Consider the following 18,847-nt stretch of genomic DNA (forward strand, 5'->3'; position numbering starts at 1 on the left):
AAAAAACGCGGTGCCTGGATTAGGGCGGCTGCGCCACCCAGCGCGGGGCAAGCCCGCTCACTACAAGGCCGGGTCGGGGCGGATATTCTTGACTGACGGGAATGAGGCTACCCTCCCTCATGGGTTTTGAGCGCTGCGCTCGACGATATTTATCACGTTTTTTTGACGTTTTTTTCTCATTCCCGGCCCTACATTCGCCGCGCTTCAATATGCAAATGATTCCTATTGGTTTAATCTCGAACACCACTCGCGGATCTCCCGTGCAGCCATAAAAACCCGGAGCTTTCACCGCATGACCAGCCGCCTTCCCTCGTTCGTCAAAAAAGCCCTGCTCGCCACTGCCTTGGTCAGCGCCGGGCACGTGTACGCCGCCAGTGAACCGGTCGGCCTGGTGGTGTACAACGCCCAGCACGAAAGCCTCACCAAGGCCTGGGTCGAAGGCTTCACCCAGGAAACCGGGATTCCGGTGACGATCCGCAATGGCGATGACACGGAGATGGGCAACCAGATCGTGCAGGAAGGCGCTGCCTCCCCGGCGGATGTGTTCCTCACCGAAAACTCCCCGGCCATGGTCCTGGTGGACAACGCCGGCCTGTTCGCGCCGGTCGCACCCGCCACCCTGGAACAGGTTGATCCTGCCTACCGTCCGGCTCACGGCAAATGGCTGGGGATTGCCGCACGCTCCACGGTGTTTGTGTACAACCCGAGCAAACTGAAAGACGCCGATCTGCCCAAATCGCTGATGGACCTGGCCTCGCCAAGCTGGAAAGGCCGTTGGGCCGCTTCGCCGGCCGGTGCCGACTTCCAGGCCATCGTCGCCGCCGTGCTGGAACTCAAGGGCGAAGCCGCCACCCTCGACTGGCTCAAGGCAATGAAGGCCAACGCGAGCATCTACCGTGGCAACAGCGCCGTGCTCAAAGCCGTCAACGCTGGCCAGGTCGACAGCGGCGTGATCTATCACTATTACAGCTTCGTCGATCAGTCCAAGACCGGTGAAAACAGCAAGAACACCCAGTTGCACTACTTCAAGCATCAGGATCCGGGCGCGTTCGTGAGCATCTCCGGTGGCGGCGTCTTGGCCTCCAGCAAACATAAAGAACAGGCCCAAGCCTTCCTGAAGTGGATCACCGGCAAAGACGGCCAGGCGATTCTCAAGGACGGCAACTCGTTCGAATACGCGGTGGGCCTGAACGCCCAGTCCAACCCCAAGCTGACCCCGCTGGCGCAATTGGATGCACCGAAAGTCGACGCGTCCAAGCTCAACAGCAAAAAAGCGGTCGAGCTGATGACCCAGGCCGGACTGCTCTGATTGTTGCCTGAACCTTCCCTGACCGGCATCGCCCACGCGTCGCCGCGCAAACGCTTCCACGGCCTGTTCAAAAGCCGTGGCGGCACGTGGGTCACCAGTTTGTCGGTACTGGTTTCGCTGCTGGCCCTGCTGCCGATCGCGTTTGTGATCGGCGTGTCGTGGCAAATTGGCTGGGCGCAGATCGAAGCGCTGGTGTGGCGCCCGCGTGTGGGCGAACTGTTGCTCAACACCGTATTGCTGGTGCTGTTCACCTTACCGTTGTGCATGGCGCTGGGCATTGCGCTGGCATGGCTGACCGAGCGCAGCAACCTGCCGGGGCGGCGCGCCTGGTCGTTGTTGGCCGTGGCGCCGCTGGCGGTGCCGGCGTTTGTGCACAGTTACGCCTGGGTCAGCCTGGTGCCGTCGATCCACGGCTTGCCGGCGGGCGTGCTGGTGTCGGTGATTGCCTACTTCCCGTTTTTGTATTTGCCGGTGGCGGCGACGTTGCGCCGGCTTGATCCGGCCATCGAAGACGTGGCCGAATCCATGGGGCTCAAGCCCTGGGCGGTGTTCTGGCGGGTGGTGCTGCCACAACTGCGCCTGGCGATCTGCGGCGGCGCGCTGCTGGTGGGCCTGCACCTGCTGGCCGAATATGGCCTGTACGCGATGATCCGCTTCGACACCTTCACCACGGCCATTTTCGATCAGTTCAAATCCACCTTTAACGGCCCGGCGGCGAACATGCTGGCTGCGGTGTTGGCGTTGTGCTGCCTGGCGATGCTGACCGTCGAATCCGCCGCACGCGGGCATGCGCGCTATGCGCGGGTCGGTTCCGGCAGCGCCCGCGAACAGCGCACCGTCACACTGGGCGCGACCACCACCCTGCTCGCCCTGGCCTTGCAAGTCGCCACCTGCGCACTGGCCCTGGGCGTTCCGCTGGTCACCCTGGGCAAATGGCTGATCGCCGGTGGCAGCGAGGTCTGGCAGCTCGGCGAACTGTTGCCGGCACTGGAACAGACCGTGCTGCTGGGGATTGCCGGGGCGCTGTTGACCACGTGCGCGGCGGTACCGATCGCGTGGCTGTCGATCCGTGCGCCGGGGCGCTTGCAGCGCATGCTGGAGGGCTGCAATTACATCACCAGCTCGCTGCCGGGTATCGTCGTCGCGCTGGCCCTGGTCACGGTGACCATCCACTTCGCCCGACCGATCTACCAGACCACGATCACCGTGCTGCTCGCCTACTTGCTGATGTTCCTGCCACGGGCGCTGGTGAGTCTGCGCGCCGGTATCGCCCAGGCGCCGGTAGAGCTGGAAAACATGGCACGCAGCCTCGGCCGTTCGCCGGGCCGCGCGTTGTGGCTGATCACCATGCGCCTGGCCGCCCCCGCCGCCGCTGCGGGGGCCGCGTTGGTGTTCCTGGCGATCACCAATGAACTGACGGCGACGCTGTTGTTGGCCCCCAACGGCACGCGCACCCTGGCCACCGGGTTCTGGGCAATGACCAGCGAAATCGATTACGCCGCCGCGGCGCCCTATGCGCTGATCATGATCCTGCTCTCACTGCCGTTGACCGGCCTTCTCTACCACCAATCCAAACGCACGGCAGGCCGATGAACGCCCTCGAACTCCACGCCCTCTGCAAGACCTTCGGCACCCAGCGTGCCCTGGCGGACGTCAGTCTGTCGGTGCCCACGGGCAGCCGCACAGTGATCGTCGGGCCGTCCGGCTCCGGCAAGACCACCTTGCTGCGCATGATCGCAGGCTTTGAATTCCCCGACACCGGCCGCCTGACCCTCAACGGCCAGACCCTGGTGGACGCCACCCACGCCGTACCGGCGCACCAGCGCCAGATCGGCTACGTGCCGCAAGACGGCGCGCTGTTCCCGCACATGACCGTGGCCGACAACATCGGCTTCGGCCTGGCGACCAAAGGTGAGGCCCGCGACACCCGCATCGCCGAGCTGATGGACAGCGTGGCCCTGGACGCCAACATGGCCCGGCGCTGGCCCCACGAGTTGTCCGGCGGCCAGCAGCAGCGTGTCGCCCTGGCCCGTGCATTGGCGCAACAGCCACGGCTGATGCTGCTGGACGAGCCGTTTTCGGCACTGGACACCGGCTTGCGCTCGGCCATGCGCAAGATGGTTGCACGCCTTCTGAGCGACGCCGGCATCACCACCATTCTGGTGACCCACGACCAAAGTGAGGCGCTGTCATTTGCCGACCAACTGGCGGTGATGCGCCAGGGCCGCCTGGTGCAATCGGGCCACCCGATGGACCTGTACCAATACCCGGTCGATGAGCAAACCGCGTTGTTCCTCGGTGAAGCAGTGGTGCTGCCCGCCAGGGTCGAAGGCGGCTGGGCGCATTGCGGCCTGGGGCGCGTACCGGTCGACAACCCGTCCCTGCACGACACCACACGGATCATGCTGCGCCCGGAGCAGCTGCAGTTGAGCACCAGCGGTGATGCCGGTTGCCGTGGCGTGGTGACCGAGCGCGAATTCGGCGGCAATACCTGCACCCTGACCGTGGTATTGCACCCCGATGAGGACGAACCGGGCCAGGCCATCCTGGTGCGCAGTTCGGGCTTGCAGGCGCCGCCGACCGGCACTGAGGTGCACCTCACCACGATCGGCATGGCGCATATCCTGAAAAAAGACGCGGCGCTCAGTCTCAGCTAAGTTTCGGGGCTTACCTTCTCCCCTGCGCCAACCACAGCGCAGTCAAGGAGAACTACCCCATGAATGCCACAGCAGCCCGCTGGCTGAACAAAGTACCCGAGGTGACGCTGTCATTCTGGGTGATCAAGATCTTGTCCACCACCGTGGGCGAAACCGGCGCGGATTACCTCGCCGTCAATGCCGGTTTCGGCGCCGGCTGGACCAGCATCGGCATGGCCGCGCTGCTGGCGGTGGCGTTGTTCTGCCAGATGCGCACCAAAGCCTACACGCCTTGGATCTACTGGCTGACCGTGGTGCTGGTAAGCATCGTCGGCACACAGATCACCGATATCCTTACCGATAAGCTCGACGTGAGCCTGTACACCAGCACGGCGATTTTTTCGGTATTGCTCGCCCTCAACTTCATCGTCTGGTTCCGCACGGAACGCAGCCTGTCGATCCGCGACATTGTGACCCCACGGCGTGAGTGGTTCTATTGGACCACGGTGCTGTGCACCTTCGCCCTGGGCACCGCCGCCGGGGACCTCGCCACCGAAGCGCTGGGCCTGGGCTTCACCCTCGGTGCAGTGATCTTCGCCGGTCTGATCGCGATTGCCCTGGTGGCCTGGCGCCTGGGCGTCAACAGCGTGCTGACCTTCTGGGTCGCCTACATCCTCACTCGGCCGTTCGGCGCCTCCCTCGGCGACCTGCTCACCCAAGCCAAGACCTACGGCGGCCTGGGCATGGGCGCCAGTTGGACCAGCGCGCTGTTCCTCTGCGTCATCGTACTGCTGGTGGCCGTCGCGCAAATCAGCGTCGGTAACCGCAAAGCCATCACTCAATAATCTCTGCTAGCAAGGAAATCCTCATGCGTATCGCTCAAAACCTGCTTCGCCGCGTCGCCATCGCCTCGGCCATCTTTATGCTGACCCTGGCCACGGGTTGCTCGAAACCAGCCGACAAGCCCAAGGACGCCGCCGACGCCAACCCGACCAGCAGCCAGGCCCACGCCTCGAAACTGGGTGACCTGTCCGAATTCCGCAGCATCGCGGCAGATGTGTCCGCACGGGTCGCCAAGAATGACCTGCCCGGCGCCAAGGCCCGTATCAAGGACCTGGAAACCAGTTGGGACGCCGCCGAAGCCGGCATCAAGCCACGGGCCGCGAGCGACTGGCATGTGCTGGACAAAGCCATCGACCGTGCCCTCTCGGACTTGCGTGACAGCAACCCGAACCAAGCCACCTGCAAGGCCTCGATGGATGACCTGCTCAAGACCTTCGACTCGATGAAAGGCTGACGCGGTTCGGCACAGGTGCTTCAATACACACGCGGCGATCCTTTCGCCGCGTTTTTTTTGCGTGGAGAGAAACATGCGGATACTGCTGGTCGAGGACGACCCGATGATTGGTGATGCCATCCAGCGCGCGCTCAGCGATGCAAGCTATGCCGCCGACTGGGTCAACAATGGTGTCACGGCCCTGGCCGCCCTGGACACCCATCCCTATGACCTGGTGCTGTTGGACCTGGGCCTGCCCGGCAAGGATGGCTTGCAAGTGCTGGAGACCCTTCGCAGCCGCAACAACCCGGTGCCGCTGCTGATCATCACCGCCCGCGACAGCCTCGACGACCGCCTGCGGGGGCTCGACGGCGGTGCCGACGACTACTTGCTCAAGCCCTTCGACATGCCCGAACTGCTGGCCCGCATGCGCGCCGTGCTGCGCCGTAAAGGCGGCAGCGCGTCATCCTTGCTCAGCAACGGGGTGGTCTCGCTGGACCTGCTCTCCAAAGAAGCCAGCAGCGCGGAACAACCTGGCGTGGCACTCTCCAGCCGCGAGTTCGCGCTGTTGCAAGCCTTGTTGATCCGCCCGGGAGCGATCCTCTCGCGCAGTGAACTGGAAGATCGCTTGTATGGCTGGGGCAACGAGGTGGAAAGCAACGCCATCGAGTTCTTGATTCACGCCTTGCGGCGCAAGTTAGGCACTCACGTGATCAAGAACGTCAGGGGCATGGGATGGATGGTTTCAAAAAACGTTTGAGTGAGTCGGTTCAACTGCGGTTATCGGTGACCCTGTCCCTGGCGATTCTGTTGGTGGCGCTGGTGGCCAGTGTGTTTGCCTTCGTCTCCGCTTTTGAAGAAACCCACGAACAACAGGACGACACCCTGCGCCAGGTCGCCATGCTGTTCGATCGTCAGCAGATGAGCCTGAACTACCCGCAAGGCAAGGCCATCGAGGGGGATGACGAAGAGTCCCGGGTGATCATCCAGTACCTGGGTGACAGCCGGCATTCGACAGGCACCACCGATGAGGCGCTGCCCCTGCCCTTTCCCACCACGCTCACCGATGGCCTGTCCACGGTCGAGGTGGCCGGCGAAGCCTTCCGTGTGCTGGTGCACACCACCTCCAAAGGCGAGCGCATTGCCGTGGCCCAGGAGCAGGATGCACGCGACAAGGATGCCCGCGAAAGCGCATGGCGCAGTCTGCTGCCGTTTCTGATTTTGTTTCCAGTGCTGTTGTTGGTAGTGGGCGACCTGGTGCGCAAGCTGTTCCGCCCGATCGGGGTACTGGCAGCGGAGATCGACCAGCGTGCCGAGCAGGCATTGCACCCGATTGATGAGCAGCATCTACCGACCGAAGTGCGCCCGTTCGTGGTGGCGATCAACCGTCTGCTGGGCCGTGTCGCACAGTCCATGGACAGCCAGCGCCGCTTTGTCGCCGATGCCGCCCATGAACTGCGCTCGCCCATGACCGCCCTGTCGCTGCAGGCCGACCGACTGGCCGCCACCGACATGTCGCCGATCACCCGCGAACGGTTCTTGCCATTGTCCCGGGGCATCGAGCGTGGCCGCAAACTGATCGACCAACTGCTGAGCCTGGCAGCGGCGCAATCGGCGACGGATCGGGCGCCCACCCAACTGTCCGTGCATGACGTGTATCGGCAGGTGCTGGAGGATCTACTGCCATTGGCCGAGGCCAAGCAGATCGATATCGGCGTCGACAGCGCCGTGGACGTGCCGGTGATGTTCAACCCGATGGATCTGTTCACCCTGGTGAAAAACCTGGTCGATAACGCCATCCGCTATACCCCCTCGGGCGGACGGATCGACCTGTCGGTGGTGGCGATGCCTGGCGCGGTCCAGTTGCAAATCAAGGATTCGGGGCCTGGTATCACCGTGGAAGAACAAGCGCGGGTGTTCGACCCGTTCTATCGCAGCCTGGGCACTGAGGAGGCCGGCTCCGGGTTGGGCCTGTCGATCGTCAAGGCGATTGCCGAGCGCACCGGGGCACAGGTGCAATTGGGGTTTACCGATGAGGCGCAGCAGCGGGGGTTGTGTGTCACGGTGTGGCTGGCGACGTAACGTTCGCAACGCTTTTTTCGTGCGGATATTGCCAAGCATAACTAAAAGTCCATAATGGACAAAATAGTTTATGCGGAGATATCCATGTCCAGCACGCCTCTCGTGATCAACCAGGGCCAGGCCCGTGAACTGCTCGCACAAGTCGATGTGCCGCACATCCTGCACCAGCTGTTTCGCGACCTGGCCGCCGGGCAAGCGGTGCAGCCCGCGCAACAGTGGGTAGAGTTCCCGCACGGCGCGGGTGACTTCATCAATTACCTGGGCGTGCTGGCCGCCGACGAGGTGTACGGCGTCAAGACTTCGCCGTATATCGTGCGCGAGCAAGGGCCATTGGTGACGGCTTGGACATTGCTGATGTCGATGCACACCGGGCAGCCGCTGCTGCTGTGCGACGCGGCAGAACTGACCATCGCCCGCACCGCCGCCACGACAGCACTGGCCGTGGATGCCCTGGCGCCCGTGGCAGCCCGACGCCTGGCGATTATCGGCAGCGGCAAGGTCGCCCAGGCGCACCTGCACTACGTGCAGCACCTGCGCGGTTGGCAAAGCATCCGTCTGTATTCGCCAAGCCTTGGCAGTGCCGGCGTTGAAACCCTCGCGCAGCTCAAGGCGCTGGACCCGCGCCTGAGTCTGGCCCGATCCTGCGACGAGGCCGTGCAAGACGCCGACGTTATCCTGCTGTGCACCTCGTCGGCCGGTCCGGTGATCGATCCGTCGCACCTGAGTAAACCGGCGCTGATCACCTCCATCAGCACCAACGCCCCCCGTGCCCATGAAGTACCGCCCCAGTGCCTGAACGCCATGCACGTATTCTGCGACTATCGCCAGACCACCCCAGACGCGGCCGGTGAAATGCTGATTGCTGCCGAGCAGCACGGCTGGGATAAACGCGCCGTGGTCGGCGACCTGCCCGAGTTGCTCAGCGACAGGGCACAGCGTCCGGACTACGATCGCCACGTTTTTTTCCGCTCCATCGGGCTGGGCCTGGAAGACGTGGCACTGGCCAATGCCCTCTACCAGATCCAGCGCTGAATCCCATTCAAGGAGATGTTCATGAGCCATGCAGACTTCATCATCATCGGCGGCGGCATTGCGGGTGCGTCCACGGGTTTCTGGCTGTCGCCGCACGGCAAGGTGTTGGTGCTGGAGCGTGAAAACCACCCGGCCTATCACTCCACCGGGCGCTCGGCGGCGCTCTACACCGCCGCTTATGGTACGTCGCAAGTGCGTGCCCTGACCCTGGCCAGCCGGGCGTTCTTCGATAACCCGCCCGCAGGTTTCTGTGAGCACCCGTTGCTCACGCCACGGGGTGAGTTGACCGTCGACTTCAACAATGACCCCGCCGAATTGAACGCCCAATACCTGAGCGCCAAGGCCACGGTGCCGCAGGTCGAACAGTTGAGTGCCGACGAGGCTTGCGCACGCTTGCCGATCCTGCTCCGCGAAAAAGTCCATGGTGCGATCTATGACCCGACGGCCAGCGACATCGACACCGACGCCCTGCACCAAGGCTATTTGCGCGGCATCCGCCGCAATCAGGGCGAAGTGCACACCGACAGCCACGTGCTGGGCCTGAGCCGCGATGCCGACGGCCTGTGGCAGGTGCGTACCCAGCACGCGACCTTCACCGCCCCGGTTATCATCAATGCCGCCGGGGCCTGGGCCGATTCCATCGGCGCGCTGGCGGGCGCCGCGTCCATCGGCCTGCAACCCAAGCGCCGCTCGGCGTTTATCTTCGCCGGGCCTGAGGGTGTCGACAGCCATGCCTGGCCGATGCTGGTGGCCCTCGACGAAGCTTTCTACATCAAGCCCGATGCCGGCATGTTCCTCGGTTCACCGGCCAATGCCGACCCGGTGGAACCCCAGGATGTGCAGCCCGAAGAACTGGACATCGCCATGGGCATCTACCAGATCGAAGAAGCCACCACCCTGACCATCCGCCGCCCCACCCGCACCTGGGCCGGCCTGCGCAGCTTTGTGCCGGATGGTGATTTGCTGTCGGGCTTCGATACCCGCGTGCCTGGGCTGTTCTGGGTTGCGGCGCAAGGCGGCTATGGTATCCAGACCTCGCCCGCCATGGGCCAGGCCAGCGCCGCCCTGGCACGCGGCGCCCCATTGCCCGAGCACCTGACGCGGTTCGGCCTGGACGCTGGTATGCTCTCCCCCGTCCGCCTGGAGCCCCATTGATGAACACCGCTGAACACGACAAGGTCATGCAGAACTTCCGTGCGATCGCCGATGCGATCGCCACGTTGTTCTTTCCCCATGCGGAAGTGGTGCTGCATGACTTGCGCACGCAAACCGTCGACTACATCGCCAATAACCTGTCGAAACGGGCCATTGGCGATGACTCCTCGCTGGAGGACATGCTCAGCGATGACGTCAGCGAAGTGAATATCGGCCCTTACGAAAAGCTCAATTGGGACGGTCAGAAAATTCGTAGCCTGAGTACCGTGTTGCACGACCACCAGGGCCATCGCCTCGCGGTACTGTGCATCAACCTGAATATTTCACTGTTCGAAAACGCCAAGGCGGCGCTGGACCTGTTCCTGTCGCCCAGCAAGCTGATCCCCCAGCCGGACTCGCTGTTTCGCGATGACTGGCAGGAACGCATCAACACGTTCCTGCACGCCTGGATGCGTGAACGCCAACTGAGCCTGAACCTGCTGACCCGTGACCACAAACGCGAACTGGTACTGGCGCTGCATGCCGAGGGCGCATTCAAGGGCAAGAGTGCCTCCAACTATGTGGCCAATGTGCTGGGCATGGGCCGGGCGACCGTCTACAAACACCTGAAAGAACTGAAGTTGTAGTGAGCGGGCTTGCCCTGATGCCAGTCAGTTAAGGCTTAACGCTGTCACGGTGGGAGGGGGCTTGCTCCCTCCCACAGGTTATCCATCGTCTGCTCTATCGCTTAACTGACAGACATTAGGGCAAGCCCGCTCACTACAGTTGGGACAGGGGTTATCAATCGCCATAGATGTCGGACTTGAAGTACTGCTGGGAAATCTTCTGGTACTCGCCGTTCGCGCGGATGCCGTCAATCGCGGCGTTCAGCTCACTGACCAACGCCGTGTTGCCCTTGCGCACCGCAATACCGGCGCCCTCGCCCACGTACTTGGGGTCCTTTAGCTCCGGGCCGACAAAGGCATAGCCCTTGCCACGCGGCATCGACAGGAAGTCGCTGAGGGGGATGGTGTCGGCGAAAATCGCATCCAGGCGGCCTGCGGCCAGGTCCATGTAGATCTCTTCATTGTTGCTGTAGCGCTTGACGTTGATCCCTTGGGGCTCGAACACCTCGGTGGCATAGCGGTCGGTGGTCGTGGCGCGTTGCACGCCGACGGTCTTGCCCTTGAGGCTGGCGTACTGATCGTCCACCACCGCCCCCTCCTTCATCACCAGCCGCGAGCCGGTGAAGTAATACTTGTGGGTGAAATCCACCGACTTCCTGCGGTCTTCGTTGATGGTCATGGACGACAAGGCCATGTCGATTTTCTTCACCTTGAGGGAAGGAATCAGCCCGTCGAACTCACCCTCTACCCACACGCACTTGGCTTGCATCTGCGCGCATAACGCGTTGCCGATGTCGTAGTCGAACCCGACGATCTTGCCTTCCTGGGTCTTGGAAGCGAACGGTGGATAGGCCGCTTCAATGCCGATGCGCAGGGTTTTCTCGGCGGCCAGCAGATGGCTGGAGGCGATCAAGCCCAAGGTCAAGGCTGTGATGAGCGCGCGTTTCTTCATGGTCGTGTTCTCGCGAATTGTTGTTGGTTTGGCAAGCGTGAAGAACGAGGTGACGCTACTTTTTTGTACTTATAATTCCATACTGGACTTTTATGTATTAACCGTCAATCACACCTCGATGTTGCCGGCCCCCATGACTTTTTTGCACAACGCAGTGGTGTTTTTGAGCGTTCTGCTCTGATTTATGCGTGCCTATACTCGGCTCAGCCACCCGGTCGCGCCGGGGGCCAGTCCCCACAACAATAATTAAGGACAGCCACCATGACCCAGCCCTTCCTGGCCGCTCGGGATTTTCTCCTCGCTCACCGCACTGACTACGCCACCGCCGTCCGCGATTTCCGCTGGCCGCAGCTGGACGCATTCAACTGGGCCTTGGATTACTTCGATGCCATGGCTGAGGGCAATTCGGCCGATGCACTGTGGATCGTCGAAGAAGACGGCAGTGAGCAGCGCTACAGCTTCCAGCAACTGTCGGCACGCTCCAACCAGGTCGCCAACCACCTGCGTGCCCTCGGAGTGCGGCGTGGTGAGCGCATCCTGTTGATGCTCGGCAATGATGTGGCGCTGTGGGAAACCATGCTCGCCGCCTTCAAGCTCGGCGCCGTGGTCATCCCCGCCACGGCGCTGTTGAACCCCGATGACCTGCGCGACCGCATCGAGCGCGGGCAAGTACGCCATCTGGTGGTCGGCCAGGCACATATCAGCAAGTTCACCGGCCTGGCTGACGGCTGTAATCGTATTTGTGTCGGCTCGCCACCCTCCGGTTGGGTCGCCCACAGTGCCGCCTTCGAATATCCCGAGGCGTTCCAAGCCGACGGCAGCACCCAGGCCATCGACCCGATGCTGCTGTACTTCACCTCCGGCACCACCTCGAAACCCAAAATGGTGTTGCACAGTCACCAGAGCTATCCGGTGGGCCACCTGTCGACTATGTACTGGATCGGCCTGCAGCCAGGCGACCTGCACCTGAATATTTCCTCGCCGGGCTGGGCCAAGCATGCCTGGAGCTGCCTCTTCGCCCCCTGGAATGCCGGTGCCTGCATCTTTATTCATAACGTGGCGCGGTTCAGCGCACCGGCCCTGCTCGGCGCGCTGGAACGCTACGGCGTGACCAGCCTGTGCGCCCCGCCCACGGTGTGGCGCATGCTGATCCAGGAAGACCTGGCCACCTACAAGCCACGCCTGAACCTGCGTGAACTGGTGGGCGCCGGTGAGCCGCTGAACCCGGAAATCATCGAGCAGATCCAGCTGGCCTGGGGGCTGCCGCTGCGCGACGGTTTTGGCCAATCGGAAACCACCGCCCTGGTGGGCAACACACCCGGCCAGGTGCTCAAGCCAGGCTCCATGGGCCGCCCATTACCGGGTTACCAAGTGGCGCTGCTCGATCCCGACGGCCGGCCCGGCACCGAGGGAGAAGTCGCCTTGCCCCTGGCGGTACGCCCGCTCGGCTTGATGCTCGGCTACGAAGACAGCCCGGAAAAAACCGCAGAAGTGATGCGCGACGGCTACTACCGCACCGGCGACACCGCACAGATCGACGCCGACGGTTACATCACGTTCGTGGGGCGCGCCGACGATGTGTTCAAAGCCTCCGACTATCGCATCAGCCCTTTCGAACTGGAAAGCGCACTGATCGAACACCCGGCCGTGATGGAAGTGGCCGTGGTGCCGAGCCCCGACCCGTTGCGCCTGGCCGTGCCCAAGGCATTCCTGATCCTGGCCCATGACAGCGTCGGCGACGCCGAGTTGGCCCGCCACATCCTGGCTTTCGCCCGTGAACAATTGGCGCCCTACAAGCGGGTGCGGCGTATCGAGTTCGTCAGCGAGCTGCCCAAGACCATTTCCGGCAAGATCCGCCGCGTGGAACTGCGCCAGATGGAAGTGCTGCGTCGCCAGGGTGATACACGAGGTGAACACGAGCACTTCGAGGAAGACTTTGTGCAGCCACAGGGCTGAAAAAAGCCACAGGGGCGACGCTACGGCATTGGCCGCGATTGCATTGGGTGCCTCTCTAGGCCCAGCTAATCGCGACCCCGGCCAGGTAGAGGCCCACGCCGAACACGGCATGGCTGATCAAACTGCGCAGGCGGTTCTTGCCCGGCGTCGGCGTCCTGGAGGATGCGAATCCCGCCCCCATGGCGGGCTGTATCACACACAGTGGTACAGCCACTGTGACCACGCCCCACGCGAGTGCCGGCAGGAAGGTGGGTTGCTGCAGCCAGTCAACACCTTGAATCCACACCAGCAACACGGCAAACACAACGCCTGTGACGTAGTGCGCAATCCAGCCCAGAGCGACTTCACCTCGCACGGGCATCGCTTGCCCAATGCTGCGATGAGCGAACTGCCCTCGGCAGGCATGCCCGACCCAGCGTCCAACCAGCGCGAAATTCAGCGTTGGAACGCCAAGGGCTTTCAGGATCAACATCCACACATCCATCACCACCGTAGCCCCGGCGCCCAACAAAACAACCTGTGCAGCCATCTCCAGCGATGCCATATCCACCTCTTGTCCATGGACCGATTAAACATGCGCAGGCATCATAGAAGTTGAAGTCAACTTCAAGTCAATGGTCTATCAATGGATATCACTGAGGTCGTCAAGCGCACGGGCATTCCTGCCCACACCTTGCGTTTCTATGAGAAGAAAGGCTTGATCACGGCAATCAGCCCACCCGGCGCTCGCCGCCAGTTTTCCGCAGCAGTGGTCGAGCAATTGGCGGTGATTGCACTCGGGCAAGCGGGAGGCCTCTCACTGGACGAGATACAGGCCATGCTGCCCGCCAGTGGTCAGGTGACCGTGGACAGAGCGCTGCTGTTGGCCAAGGCCGATGAGCTTGATGCGACGGTCAAGCAACTGCAGGCCATGAGCAAGGGCTTGCGGCATGCCGCCGCATGCTCTGCCCCCAGCCACGCGCAATGCCCGAATTTTCGCCGGTTACTCAACATTGCCGCAGCGGGAGCCTTCAAGCGCTCCAGGCACAAGGCCGGCCCTGCGGATAGCCTCATGCACCGCTGACGGCATGCCTTACCAAAACCAATAAGGCAGGAATTTGGGAGTCGGCTCATTGGCCAACTCCAAATGGTAAGTAATGGAATTAAAGAAAAACAAATCCAGCAGGAGAAAGGCGGCTGCACCAAAGCAGAAAACCACGAACTCGCGATGTGGGTAGGTGCGCAGGCGCGACTCCATCCAGGGCCGAAGTGCAGCGAGGGCAATCAAGCCAACGGACGCACCGAGGTAATTGGGATGAAGGGGCGTCTGGGCATACAAACCATGAACCCAGGCCAGCAACAACAGGCCCAGCCCGATCGCCGGCAAGTTCAAGCAGAACTTCAACAACTTTTGTCGCGTCTTTGCAAATAGCTGGCTACGTTCTACAAAAATATAAGCGGCCAACAATGAAATAGCAGGCGTAATTGAAAGTATATAACGCGCCTTCTTCGAACTCGAGATCGTGAACAGCACGAGCACCACCAGGAACCAGCCGGTGAGATACAGCAGCATGTCTGTCGACGGGTGAGGTGTATCGGCAAAAAACTGCTTGCCCTTCTTGATAATGACGCCCACAGCAATTAAAGCGGTGACGCCGTAGGTCAACAGGCCCGCCGAAAAATAGAAGTAGTAACGGGGAGCGTGATCACTGCCAAAGCGTCCCAGTCCCTGCATGACCAGCACCTCATGCAGGAAAGCCTCGCCGCCTTGTAAATAGGCCGCCCACGCGAGTATGGCAACCCCCAAGGCCAGCACCACGCCAGCCAGCAAGGAAAACACCACCAGCATGCGCCACTGTCGGCTCAGCAGATAGTAAGAGGCGACCACACTGGCCGGACCAATCAGGCCAATCGGGCCACGAAATGCAAAGCCCAGCGCAAGAACCGCGAGAACCAGCAGCAAGCGCAAACGTTGCTTGTACATCTCTCCCGTATAAGCCAGGTAAAAACACATCACCGTAAACAGTGCCGGGTAGACATCCAGCGCCAAGGAATTCACACCGTCCAGGAAAGACCAGGTGAACAGCGCAAACACGACACCGTATGCGCCCCATTTCTTTTCATGCAGTGCTCCCAACTTGTAAATGAACACCAGCATCAAGGCGGCGGCTATACAAAAGGGAACGCCCATCGAAAGAATCGAGATGCGCCCAAATGGCAGGGAGACCAGATAGACAAGTAATGTATTGAAGACCGTATAGTCAGGATAGGGCTGCAGATCATCCGCAATGGGAAACAGGGTGACGCCGTACTGCAGCATATATTCGGCAAAATCGACAAAGCGCGTGGTGTAGTTAAGTACCGCAGGCTTGTACTGCAATACCGCCAAGACCACAAAAGCCATGATGAAGATAAATGAGCACGGCTTTTTTAAAACCACTTCCCTTAGTTTGTCCACACCGTTCCATCGCCCCCAGAAAACGCGCAAATTAGCACTTTGTTTTTTGGGTAATCCAGACGCTAAAAGTAAAGAGTTGTTAAAAACCGTACCTCGTCTCGAGGGCATTGGCCAGCCGGGCTACGGCTGGCCAAATCACACCTAAACCCAGCCGCCATCCACGATAAAGTTCTGCGCGGAGCACATCGCGGACACATCAGACGCCAGAAACAGCGCCATATCGGCAATATGCTGAGGCTCGACAGACCCCGGCAAGCACTGGCTGCGGCTAATCAACTCGCGGGCCGCATCATCTACCCACATCGCCAGCTGTTTTTCGGTCATCACCCAGCCGGGCACCAGTGTATTGACGCGGATACGGCTTGGCCCCAGCTCCCGCGCCAATGCGCGGGTCATGCCATGGGCTGCGGCCTTGCTGGCGGCGTATACGGGGTAGCCGGCGGACGCCATCATCCAACCGACCGAGCCCAGGTTGATGATCGAGCCGCCGCCGGCGCTTTTCATCATCGGCACCACGGCCTTGGCGGCAAAAAAGGCGTGCTTGAGGTTGACCGAGATCAGCTTGTCGAAGGTTTGCGAATCCACCTCGTCCAACGTGTGGCGCACGTCATTGGCTGCATTGTTGATCAGTACGCTGATCGGCCCCAGGGAATGCTCGAAACGCCCGATGGCGGCCTTATAGGCGATTTCATCGGTGATGTCGCAGCACACGAACTCTACCCTGTGCCCGTTTGAGTTCAGCAGTGCCGCCAGGCGCTCGCCCTGGCTTTGCGCGCGGTCCACAAAGGCCACCTTGGCGCCTTGGGCGGCGAACGCACGCACCATGAACTCGCCGATGCCTGACGCGCCTCCGGAGATCAGTACGGTCTTGCCTTCAAGGTCGGGATAAACAGCCTGTGCAGTACTCATATAACGGTTGCCTCGATCAATTAGTCTTATTTTATTTTACGAAACCGGCTTTAAAGGCTATAAATTCGCTGTCACAGCGACAAATATCGCACATTAGTAGAACTATTCCACTCAAAACAACAAAAGGAAGTTCGATCATGAAGCACCCTCGATACCTGCTTTCGGGCCTCGCCATGTCCCTGCTGATTGCCAGCGGCGGCGCCCAGGCAGCAGGGCTCAGCAGCGAGCACAAACCGTTCGGTAAAACCAACGACGGCACGCCCGTCGAACAGTACATCCTGCGCAACAGCCATGGCATGCAAGCCACGGTGATTACCTACGGCGGCGTGTTGCAGTCGCTGAAGGTGCCGGACAAACACGGCAAGGTCGACGACGTGGTGCTCGGCTTCGATGATGTGCAGGGTTACCAGGCCGGCACGGCGTTTTTCGGCGCGACCATCGGACGCTTCGGCAATCGGCTCGCCGGCGGTGCCTTTGAACTCGATGGCAAACGCTACCAGGTGCCGCTCAACGACGGCCCCAATGCGCTGCATGGCGGCGCCCAGGGTTTCGACAAGCAGGTGTGGCAAGCCAAGCCGGTCAACGGCAAGGATTCGGTCGGCGTCACCCTCACCTACTTGTCCAAGGACGGCGAGATGGGCTTCCCGGGCAACCTGAAAACCGAGGTCACCTACAGCCTTAACGATAACAACGAACTGCACATCGACTACAAGGCCAGCACCGACAAACCCACCGTGCTCAACCTGACCAACCACAGTTACTTCAACCTCGCCGGCGCAGGTAACGGCGACATCCTCAAGCAAGTGGCGACCTTGCATGCCAGCCACTACACCCCGGTGAATGCCACCTTGATTCCTACCGGCGAACTTGCGCCCGTCCAGGGCACGCCGATGGACTTCCTCAAACCCACCGCCATCGGCCAACACATCAAGGATGATCACCCGCAACTGAAATTCGCCGAGCCGAAACAAGGCGGGTTCGACTTCAACTGGGCACTGGATAGCAAAGGTGATGTGAAGCAACTGGCGGCCGAGGTGCATGACCCTGAGTCCGGGCGGCGGTTGCAGCTCTACACCACGGAGCCTGGAGTGCAGTTCTATACCAGCAACTTCCTCGACGGCACAGTGAAGGGTAAAGGCGGCAAGCCGTACCTGCACTGGGGCGGGTTCACCCTGGAAACCCAACACTTCCCGGACGCGCCCAATCAACCGAAGTTTGCCTCGACCCGCCTGAACCCTGGGCAGACCTACACCCAGAACACCGTCTTCAAATTCACTACCGACTAAAACTGTGGGAGGGGCTTGCTCCTCCCACATTTGCTCCTCACATGGCTTGGATCAGCGCTGGCCAACAGCACCGAGGATCACACCGTCTTCAAACTCACCACTGATTAAAACTGTGGGAGGGGGCTTGCTCCCGATGACGGTGGGTCAGTTGTTACATTCGGTGCTGCACCACTGCTATCGGGAGCAAGTCGAATCGTCGCACCGCCCCTCCCACACTTGCTCTTCACATGGCTTGGATCAGCGTTGTTTCATGCGGTCGATGACCACGGCCAGCAGCAGGATGGACCCTCGGATCACATATTGATAAAACGTGTCGATGTTCTTCAGGTTCATCGCATTCTCGATGATCGCCAGGATCAGCACCCCGGCAATCACATGCCGGATCATGCCGATACCGCCACTCAACGACACCCCGCCCAGCACACACGCCGAGATCACCGTCAGTTCGAACCCCTGGCCGATCATCGGTTGGCCGGAGGTCATGCGCGAGGCCAGGATCACGCCGGCCAGGGCGCCAATCACGCCGTGTACGGCGAAGATCAGGATCTTGGTGCGGTCAACGTTCACCCCCGCCAGCAACGCCGCTTCCGGATTGCCGCCGATGGCCATGGTGTTGCGCCCATAGGTGGTGTAGTTGAGCAGCCAGCCGAAGAACAGGAAGCACAGGATGGTGATCAGGATCGGTACCGGCACGCCGAACAACTGGCCGTTACCGAACACAAAGAATTGATCCTGGGATACGCCCACCGCCTTGCCGTCGGCAAAGATATAAGCCAGGCCCCGCACGATCTGCATGGTCGCCAACGTGGTGATCAACGCGTTGACCCGCAGCTTGGCGATCACGATACCGTTGATCAGCCCGACGACCAGGCCCATCACCAGCGCCGCCCCGATGCCCAGCATCACGCTGTCGGTATCGCGCATGACGATGGCCGCCACCACCCCGGCGCAGGCGATCACCGAGCCCACCGACAAGTCGAAGTGCCCCGACGCCAGGCAGAACAGCATGGTGCACGCGGCGATGCCCACGGTGGAAATTGCCAGGCCCAACCCGCGCATGTTCAGCGGCGAGAGGAAGTTATCGACCAGCAAGGCGCACAGCACAAAGATGCCCACCGCCGCCAGCAGCATCGCCCAGTTGTCGAGCAGTGCACGGATATCCAAGGGTTTGCGTGCCGTTGGCAACGCGTTGTTTTGAGTGGTCATGGTGTT

18 protein-coding genes are annotated in these 18,847 nt (G+C 61.4%); 13 read left to right on the top strand and 5 right to left on the bottom strand.

The features are described 5' to 3' along the window. Window positions 1-292: 292 nt before the first annotated feature. The 10 genes from ACQRBT_RS25665 to ACQRBT_RS25710 all read left to right on the top strand — a co-directional run bounded on the left by ACQRBT_RS25665 (window position 293) and on the right by ACQRBT_RS25710 (window position 10,116). Window positions 293-1,309, top strand: a complete 1,017-nt coding sequence (locus ACQRBT_RS25665) for an iron ABC transporter substrate-binding protein (protein WP_060755450.1) — start codon at window positions 293-295, stop codon at window positions 1,307-1,309. After that, a complete protein-coding gene (locus ACQRBT_RS25670; protein WP_411984667.1) occupies window positions 1,310-2,902 on the top strand; it encodes an ABC transporter permease in 1,593 nt (530 codons plus the stop codon). Continuing rightward, window positions 2,899-3,966 (top strand): ABC transporter ATP-binding protein, encoded by a 1,068-nt coding sequence (locus ACQRBT_RS25675; RefSeq protein WP_060755451.1) that lies wholly within the window; start codon window positions 2,899-2,901, stop codon window positions 3,964-3,966. The genes ACQRBT_RS25670 and ACQRBT_RS25675 overlap by 4 nt, the downstream gene beginning before the upstream one ends. A 59-nt stretch (window positions 3,967-4,025) precedes the next feature. Next, complete coding sequence (locus tag ACQRBT_RS25680; protein ID WP_412046922.1) at window positions 4,026-4,790, top strand: COG4705 family protein; 765 nt, start codon at window positions 4,026-4,028, stop codon at window positions 4,788-4,790. 23 nt (window positions 4,791-4,813) lie between these two features. After that, a complete protein-coding gene (locus ACQRBT_RS25685) occupies window positions 4,814-5,242 on the top strand; it encodes a hypothetical protein (protein ID WP_412046923.1) in 429 nt (142 codons plus the stop codon). Between the two features lie 73 nt (window positions 5,243-5,315). Further along, the gene (locus tag ACQRBT_RS25690) at window positions 5,316-5,981 is read left to right on the top strand and encodes a response regulator transcription factor (protein ID WP_060755454.1); all 666 of its coding nucleotides are present in this window, start codon (window positions 5,316-5,318) and stop codon (window positions 5,979-5,981) included. After that, complete coding sequence (locus ACQRBT_RS25695; protein WP_412046924.1) at window positions 5,957-7,303, top strand: ATP-binding protein; 1,347 nt, start codon at window positions 5,957-5,959, stop codon at window positions 7,301-7,303. The genes ACQRBT_RS25690 and ACQRBT_RS25695 overlap by 25 nt, the downstream gene beginning before the upstream one ends. An 84-nt stretch (window positions 7,304-7,387) precedes the next feature. Beyond that, complete coding sequence (locus ACQRBT_RS25700; protein ID WP_104993306.1) at window positions 7,388-8,335, top strand: ornithine cyclodeaminase family protein; 948 nt, start codon at window positions 7,388-7,390, stop codon at window positions 8,333-8,335. Between the two features lie 21 nt (window positions 8,336-8,356). Further along, window positions 8,357-9,490 (top strand): NAD(P)/FAD-dependent oxidoreductase, encoded by a 1,134-nt coding sequence (locus ACQRBT_RS25705; RefSeq protein ID WP_104993305.1) that lies wholly within the window; start codon window positions 8,357-8,359, stop codon window positions 9,488-9,490. Beyond that, window positions 9,490-10,116 carry a helix-turn-helix transcriptional regulator gene (locus ACQRBT_RS25710; protein ID WP_060755458.1) on the top strand — a complete coding sequence of 209 codons (627 nt, stop codon included), beginning with the start codon at window positions 9,490-9,492 and terminating at the stop codon, window positions 10,114-10,116. The genes ACQRBT_RS25705 and ACQRBT_RS25710 overlap by 1 nt, the downstream gene beginning before the upstream one ends. Window positions 10,117-10,270: 154 nt before the next feature. Here the strand turns inward: ACQRBT_RS25710 and ACQRBT_RS25715 are convergent, their stop codons facing one another. Further along, on the bottom strand, window positions 10,271-11,047 hold the full coding sequence (locus ACQRBT_RS25715; protein WP_090371939.1) for an ABC transporter substrate-binding protein: 777 nt from the start codon (window positions 11,045-11,047) through the stop codon (window positions 10,271-10,273). 261 nt (window positions 11,048-11,308) lie between these two features. Between ACQRBT_RS25715 and ACQRBT_RS25720 the strand changes: the two genes are divergently transcribed. Further along, a complete protein-coding gene (locus ACQRBT_RS25720) occupies window positions 11,309-13,003 on the top strand; it encodes an AMP-binding protein (protein WP_104993303.1) in 1,695 nt (564 codons plus the stop codon). 55 nt (window positions 13,004-13,058) lie between these two features. Here ACQRBT_RS25720 and ACQRBT_RS25725 read toward each other — a convergent pair whose 3' ends face one another. Continuing rightward, entirely contained in the window at window positions 13,059-13,547 is a 489-nt protein-coding gene (locus ACQRBT_RS25725) for a DUF2938 domain-containing protein (RefSeq protein ID WP_060756375.1), read from the bottom strand. Window positions 13,548-13,628: 81 nt separating this feature from the next. Between ACQRBT_RS25725 and ACQRBT_RS25730 the strand changes: the two genes are divergently transcribed. Next, on the top strand, window positions 13,629-14,066 hold the full coding sequence (locus ACQRBT_RS25730; protein ID WP_104993302.1) for a helix-turn-helix domain-containing protein: 438 nt from the start codon (window positions 13,629-13,631) through the stop codon (window positions 14,064-14,066). A 9-nt stretch (window positions 14,067-14,075) separates the two neighbouring features. Here the strand turns inward: ACQRBT_RS25730 and ACQRBT_RS25735 are convergent, their stop codons facing one another. Then, a complete protein-coding gene (locus ACQRBT_RS25735; protein WP_412046959.1) occupies window positions 14,076-15,386 on the bottom strand; it encodes a hypothetical protein in 1,311 nt (436 codons plus the stop codon). Between the two features lie 195 nt (window positions 15,387-15,581). After that, window positions 15,582-16,349 carry an SDR family NAD(P)-dependent oxidoreductase gene (locus ACQRBT_RS25740; RefSeq protein ID WP_104993301.1) on the bottom strand — a complete coding sequence of 256 codons (768 nt, stop codon included), beginning with the start codon at window positions 16,347-16,349 and terminating at the stop codon, window positions 15,582-15,584. A 137-nt stretch (window positions 16,350-16,486) separates the two neighbouring features. Between ACQRBT_RS25740 and ACQRBT_RS25745 the strand changes: the two genes are divergently transcribed. Further along, on the top strand, window positions 16,487-17,635 hold the full coding sequence (locus ACQRBT_RS25745) for an aldose epimerase family protein (protein ID WP_161550389.1): 1,149 nt from the start codon (window positions 16,487-16,489) through the stop codon (window positions 17,633-17,635). A gap of 237 nt (window positions 17,636-17,872) precedes the next feature. Here ACQRBT_RS25745 and araH read toward each other — a convergent pair whose 3' ends face one another. Then, window positions 17,873-18,841: an L-arabinose ABC transporter permease AraH gene (araH, locus tag ACQRBT_RS25750; RefSeq protein ID WP_060756379.1), complete on the bottom strand. Its 969-nt coding sequence runs from the start codon at window positions 18,839-18,841 to the stop codon at window positions 17,873-17,875. Window positions 18,842-18,847: the final 6 nt, after the last annotated feature.

Origin of the sequence: Pseudomonas sp. R19M, from assembly GCF_050312585.1 — a bacterium.
GTDB classification, from domain to species: domain Bacteria; phylum Pseudomonadota; class Gammaproteobacteria; order Pseudomonadales; family Pseudomonadaceae; genus Aquipseudomonas; species Aquipseudomonas palleroniana.

Bases quoted from the DNA above. Each gene is read 5' to 3' on its own strand.
- ACQRBT_RS25710 (WP_060755458.1), top strand. From the start codon at position 9,490: ATGAACACCGCTGAACACGACAAGGTCATGCAGAACTTCCGTGCGATC.
- ACQRBT_RS25690 (WP_060755454.1), top strand. From the start codon at position 5,316: ATGCGGATACTGCTGGTCGAGGACGACCCGATGATTGGTGATGCCATC.
- ACQRBT_RS25695 (WP_412046924.1), top strand. From the start codon at position 5,957: ATGGATGGTTTCAAAAAACGTTTGAGTGAGTCGGTTCAACTGCGGTTA.
- ACQRBT_RS25685 (WP_412046923.1), top strand. From the start codon at position 4,814: ATGCGTATCGCTCAAAACCTGCTTCGCCGCGTCGCCATCGCCTCGGCC.
- ACQRBT_RS25730 (WP_104993302.1), top strand. From the start codon at position 13,629: ATGGATATCACTGAGGTCGTCAAGCGCACGGGCATTCCTGCCCACACC.
- ACQRBT_RS25665 (WP_060755450.1), top strand. From the start codon at position 293: ATGACCAGCCGCCTTCCCTCGTTCGTCAAAAAAGCCCTGCTCGCCACT.
- ACQRBT_RS25740 (WP_104993301.1), bottom strand. From the start codon at position 16,349: ATGAGTACTGCACAGGCTGTTTATCCCGACCTTGAAGGCAAGACCGTA.
- ACQRBT_RS25715 (WP_090371939.1), bottom strand. From the start codon at position 11,047: ATGAAGAAACGCGCGCTCATCACAGCCTTGACCTTGGGCTTGATCGCC.
- ACQRBT_RS25705 (WP_104993305.1), top strand. From the start codon at position 8,357: ATGAGCCATGCAGACTTCATCATCATCGGCGGCGGCATTGCGGGTGCG.
- ACQRBT_RS25720 (WP_104993303.1), top strand. From the start codon at position 11,309: ATGACCCAGCCCTTCCTGGCCGCTCGGGATTTTCTCCTCGCTCACCGC.
- ACQRBT_RS25700 (WP_104993306.1), top strand. From the start codon at position 7,388: ATGTCCAGCACGCCTCTCGTGATCAACCAGGGCCAGGCCCGTGAACTG.
- ACQRBT_RS25725 (WP_060756375.1), bottom strand. From the start codon at position 13,547: ATGGCATCGCTGGAGATGGCTGCACAGGTTGTTTTGTTGGGCGCCGGG.
- ACQRBT_RS25680 (WP_412046922.1), top strand. From the start codon at position 4,026: ATGAATGCCACAGCAGCCCGCTGGCTGAACAAAGTACCCGAGGTGACG.
- ACQRBT_RS25735 (WP_412046959.1), bottom strand. From the start codon at position 15,386: ATGGCTTTTGTGGTCTTGGCGGTATTGCAGTACAAGCCTGCGGTACTT.
- araH (WP_060756379.1), bottom strand. From the start codon at position 18,841: ATGACCACTCAAAACAACGCGTTGCCAACGGCACGCAAACCCTTGGAT.
- ACQRBT_RS25675 (WP_060755451.1), top strand. From the start codon at position 2,899: ATGAACGCCCTCGAACTCCACGCCCTCTGCAAGACCTTCGGCACCCAG.
- ACQRBT_RS25745 (WP_161550389.1), top strand. From the start codon at position 16,487: ATGAAGCACCCTCGATACCTGCTTTCGGGCCTCGCCATGTCCCTGCTG.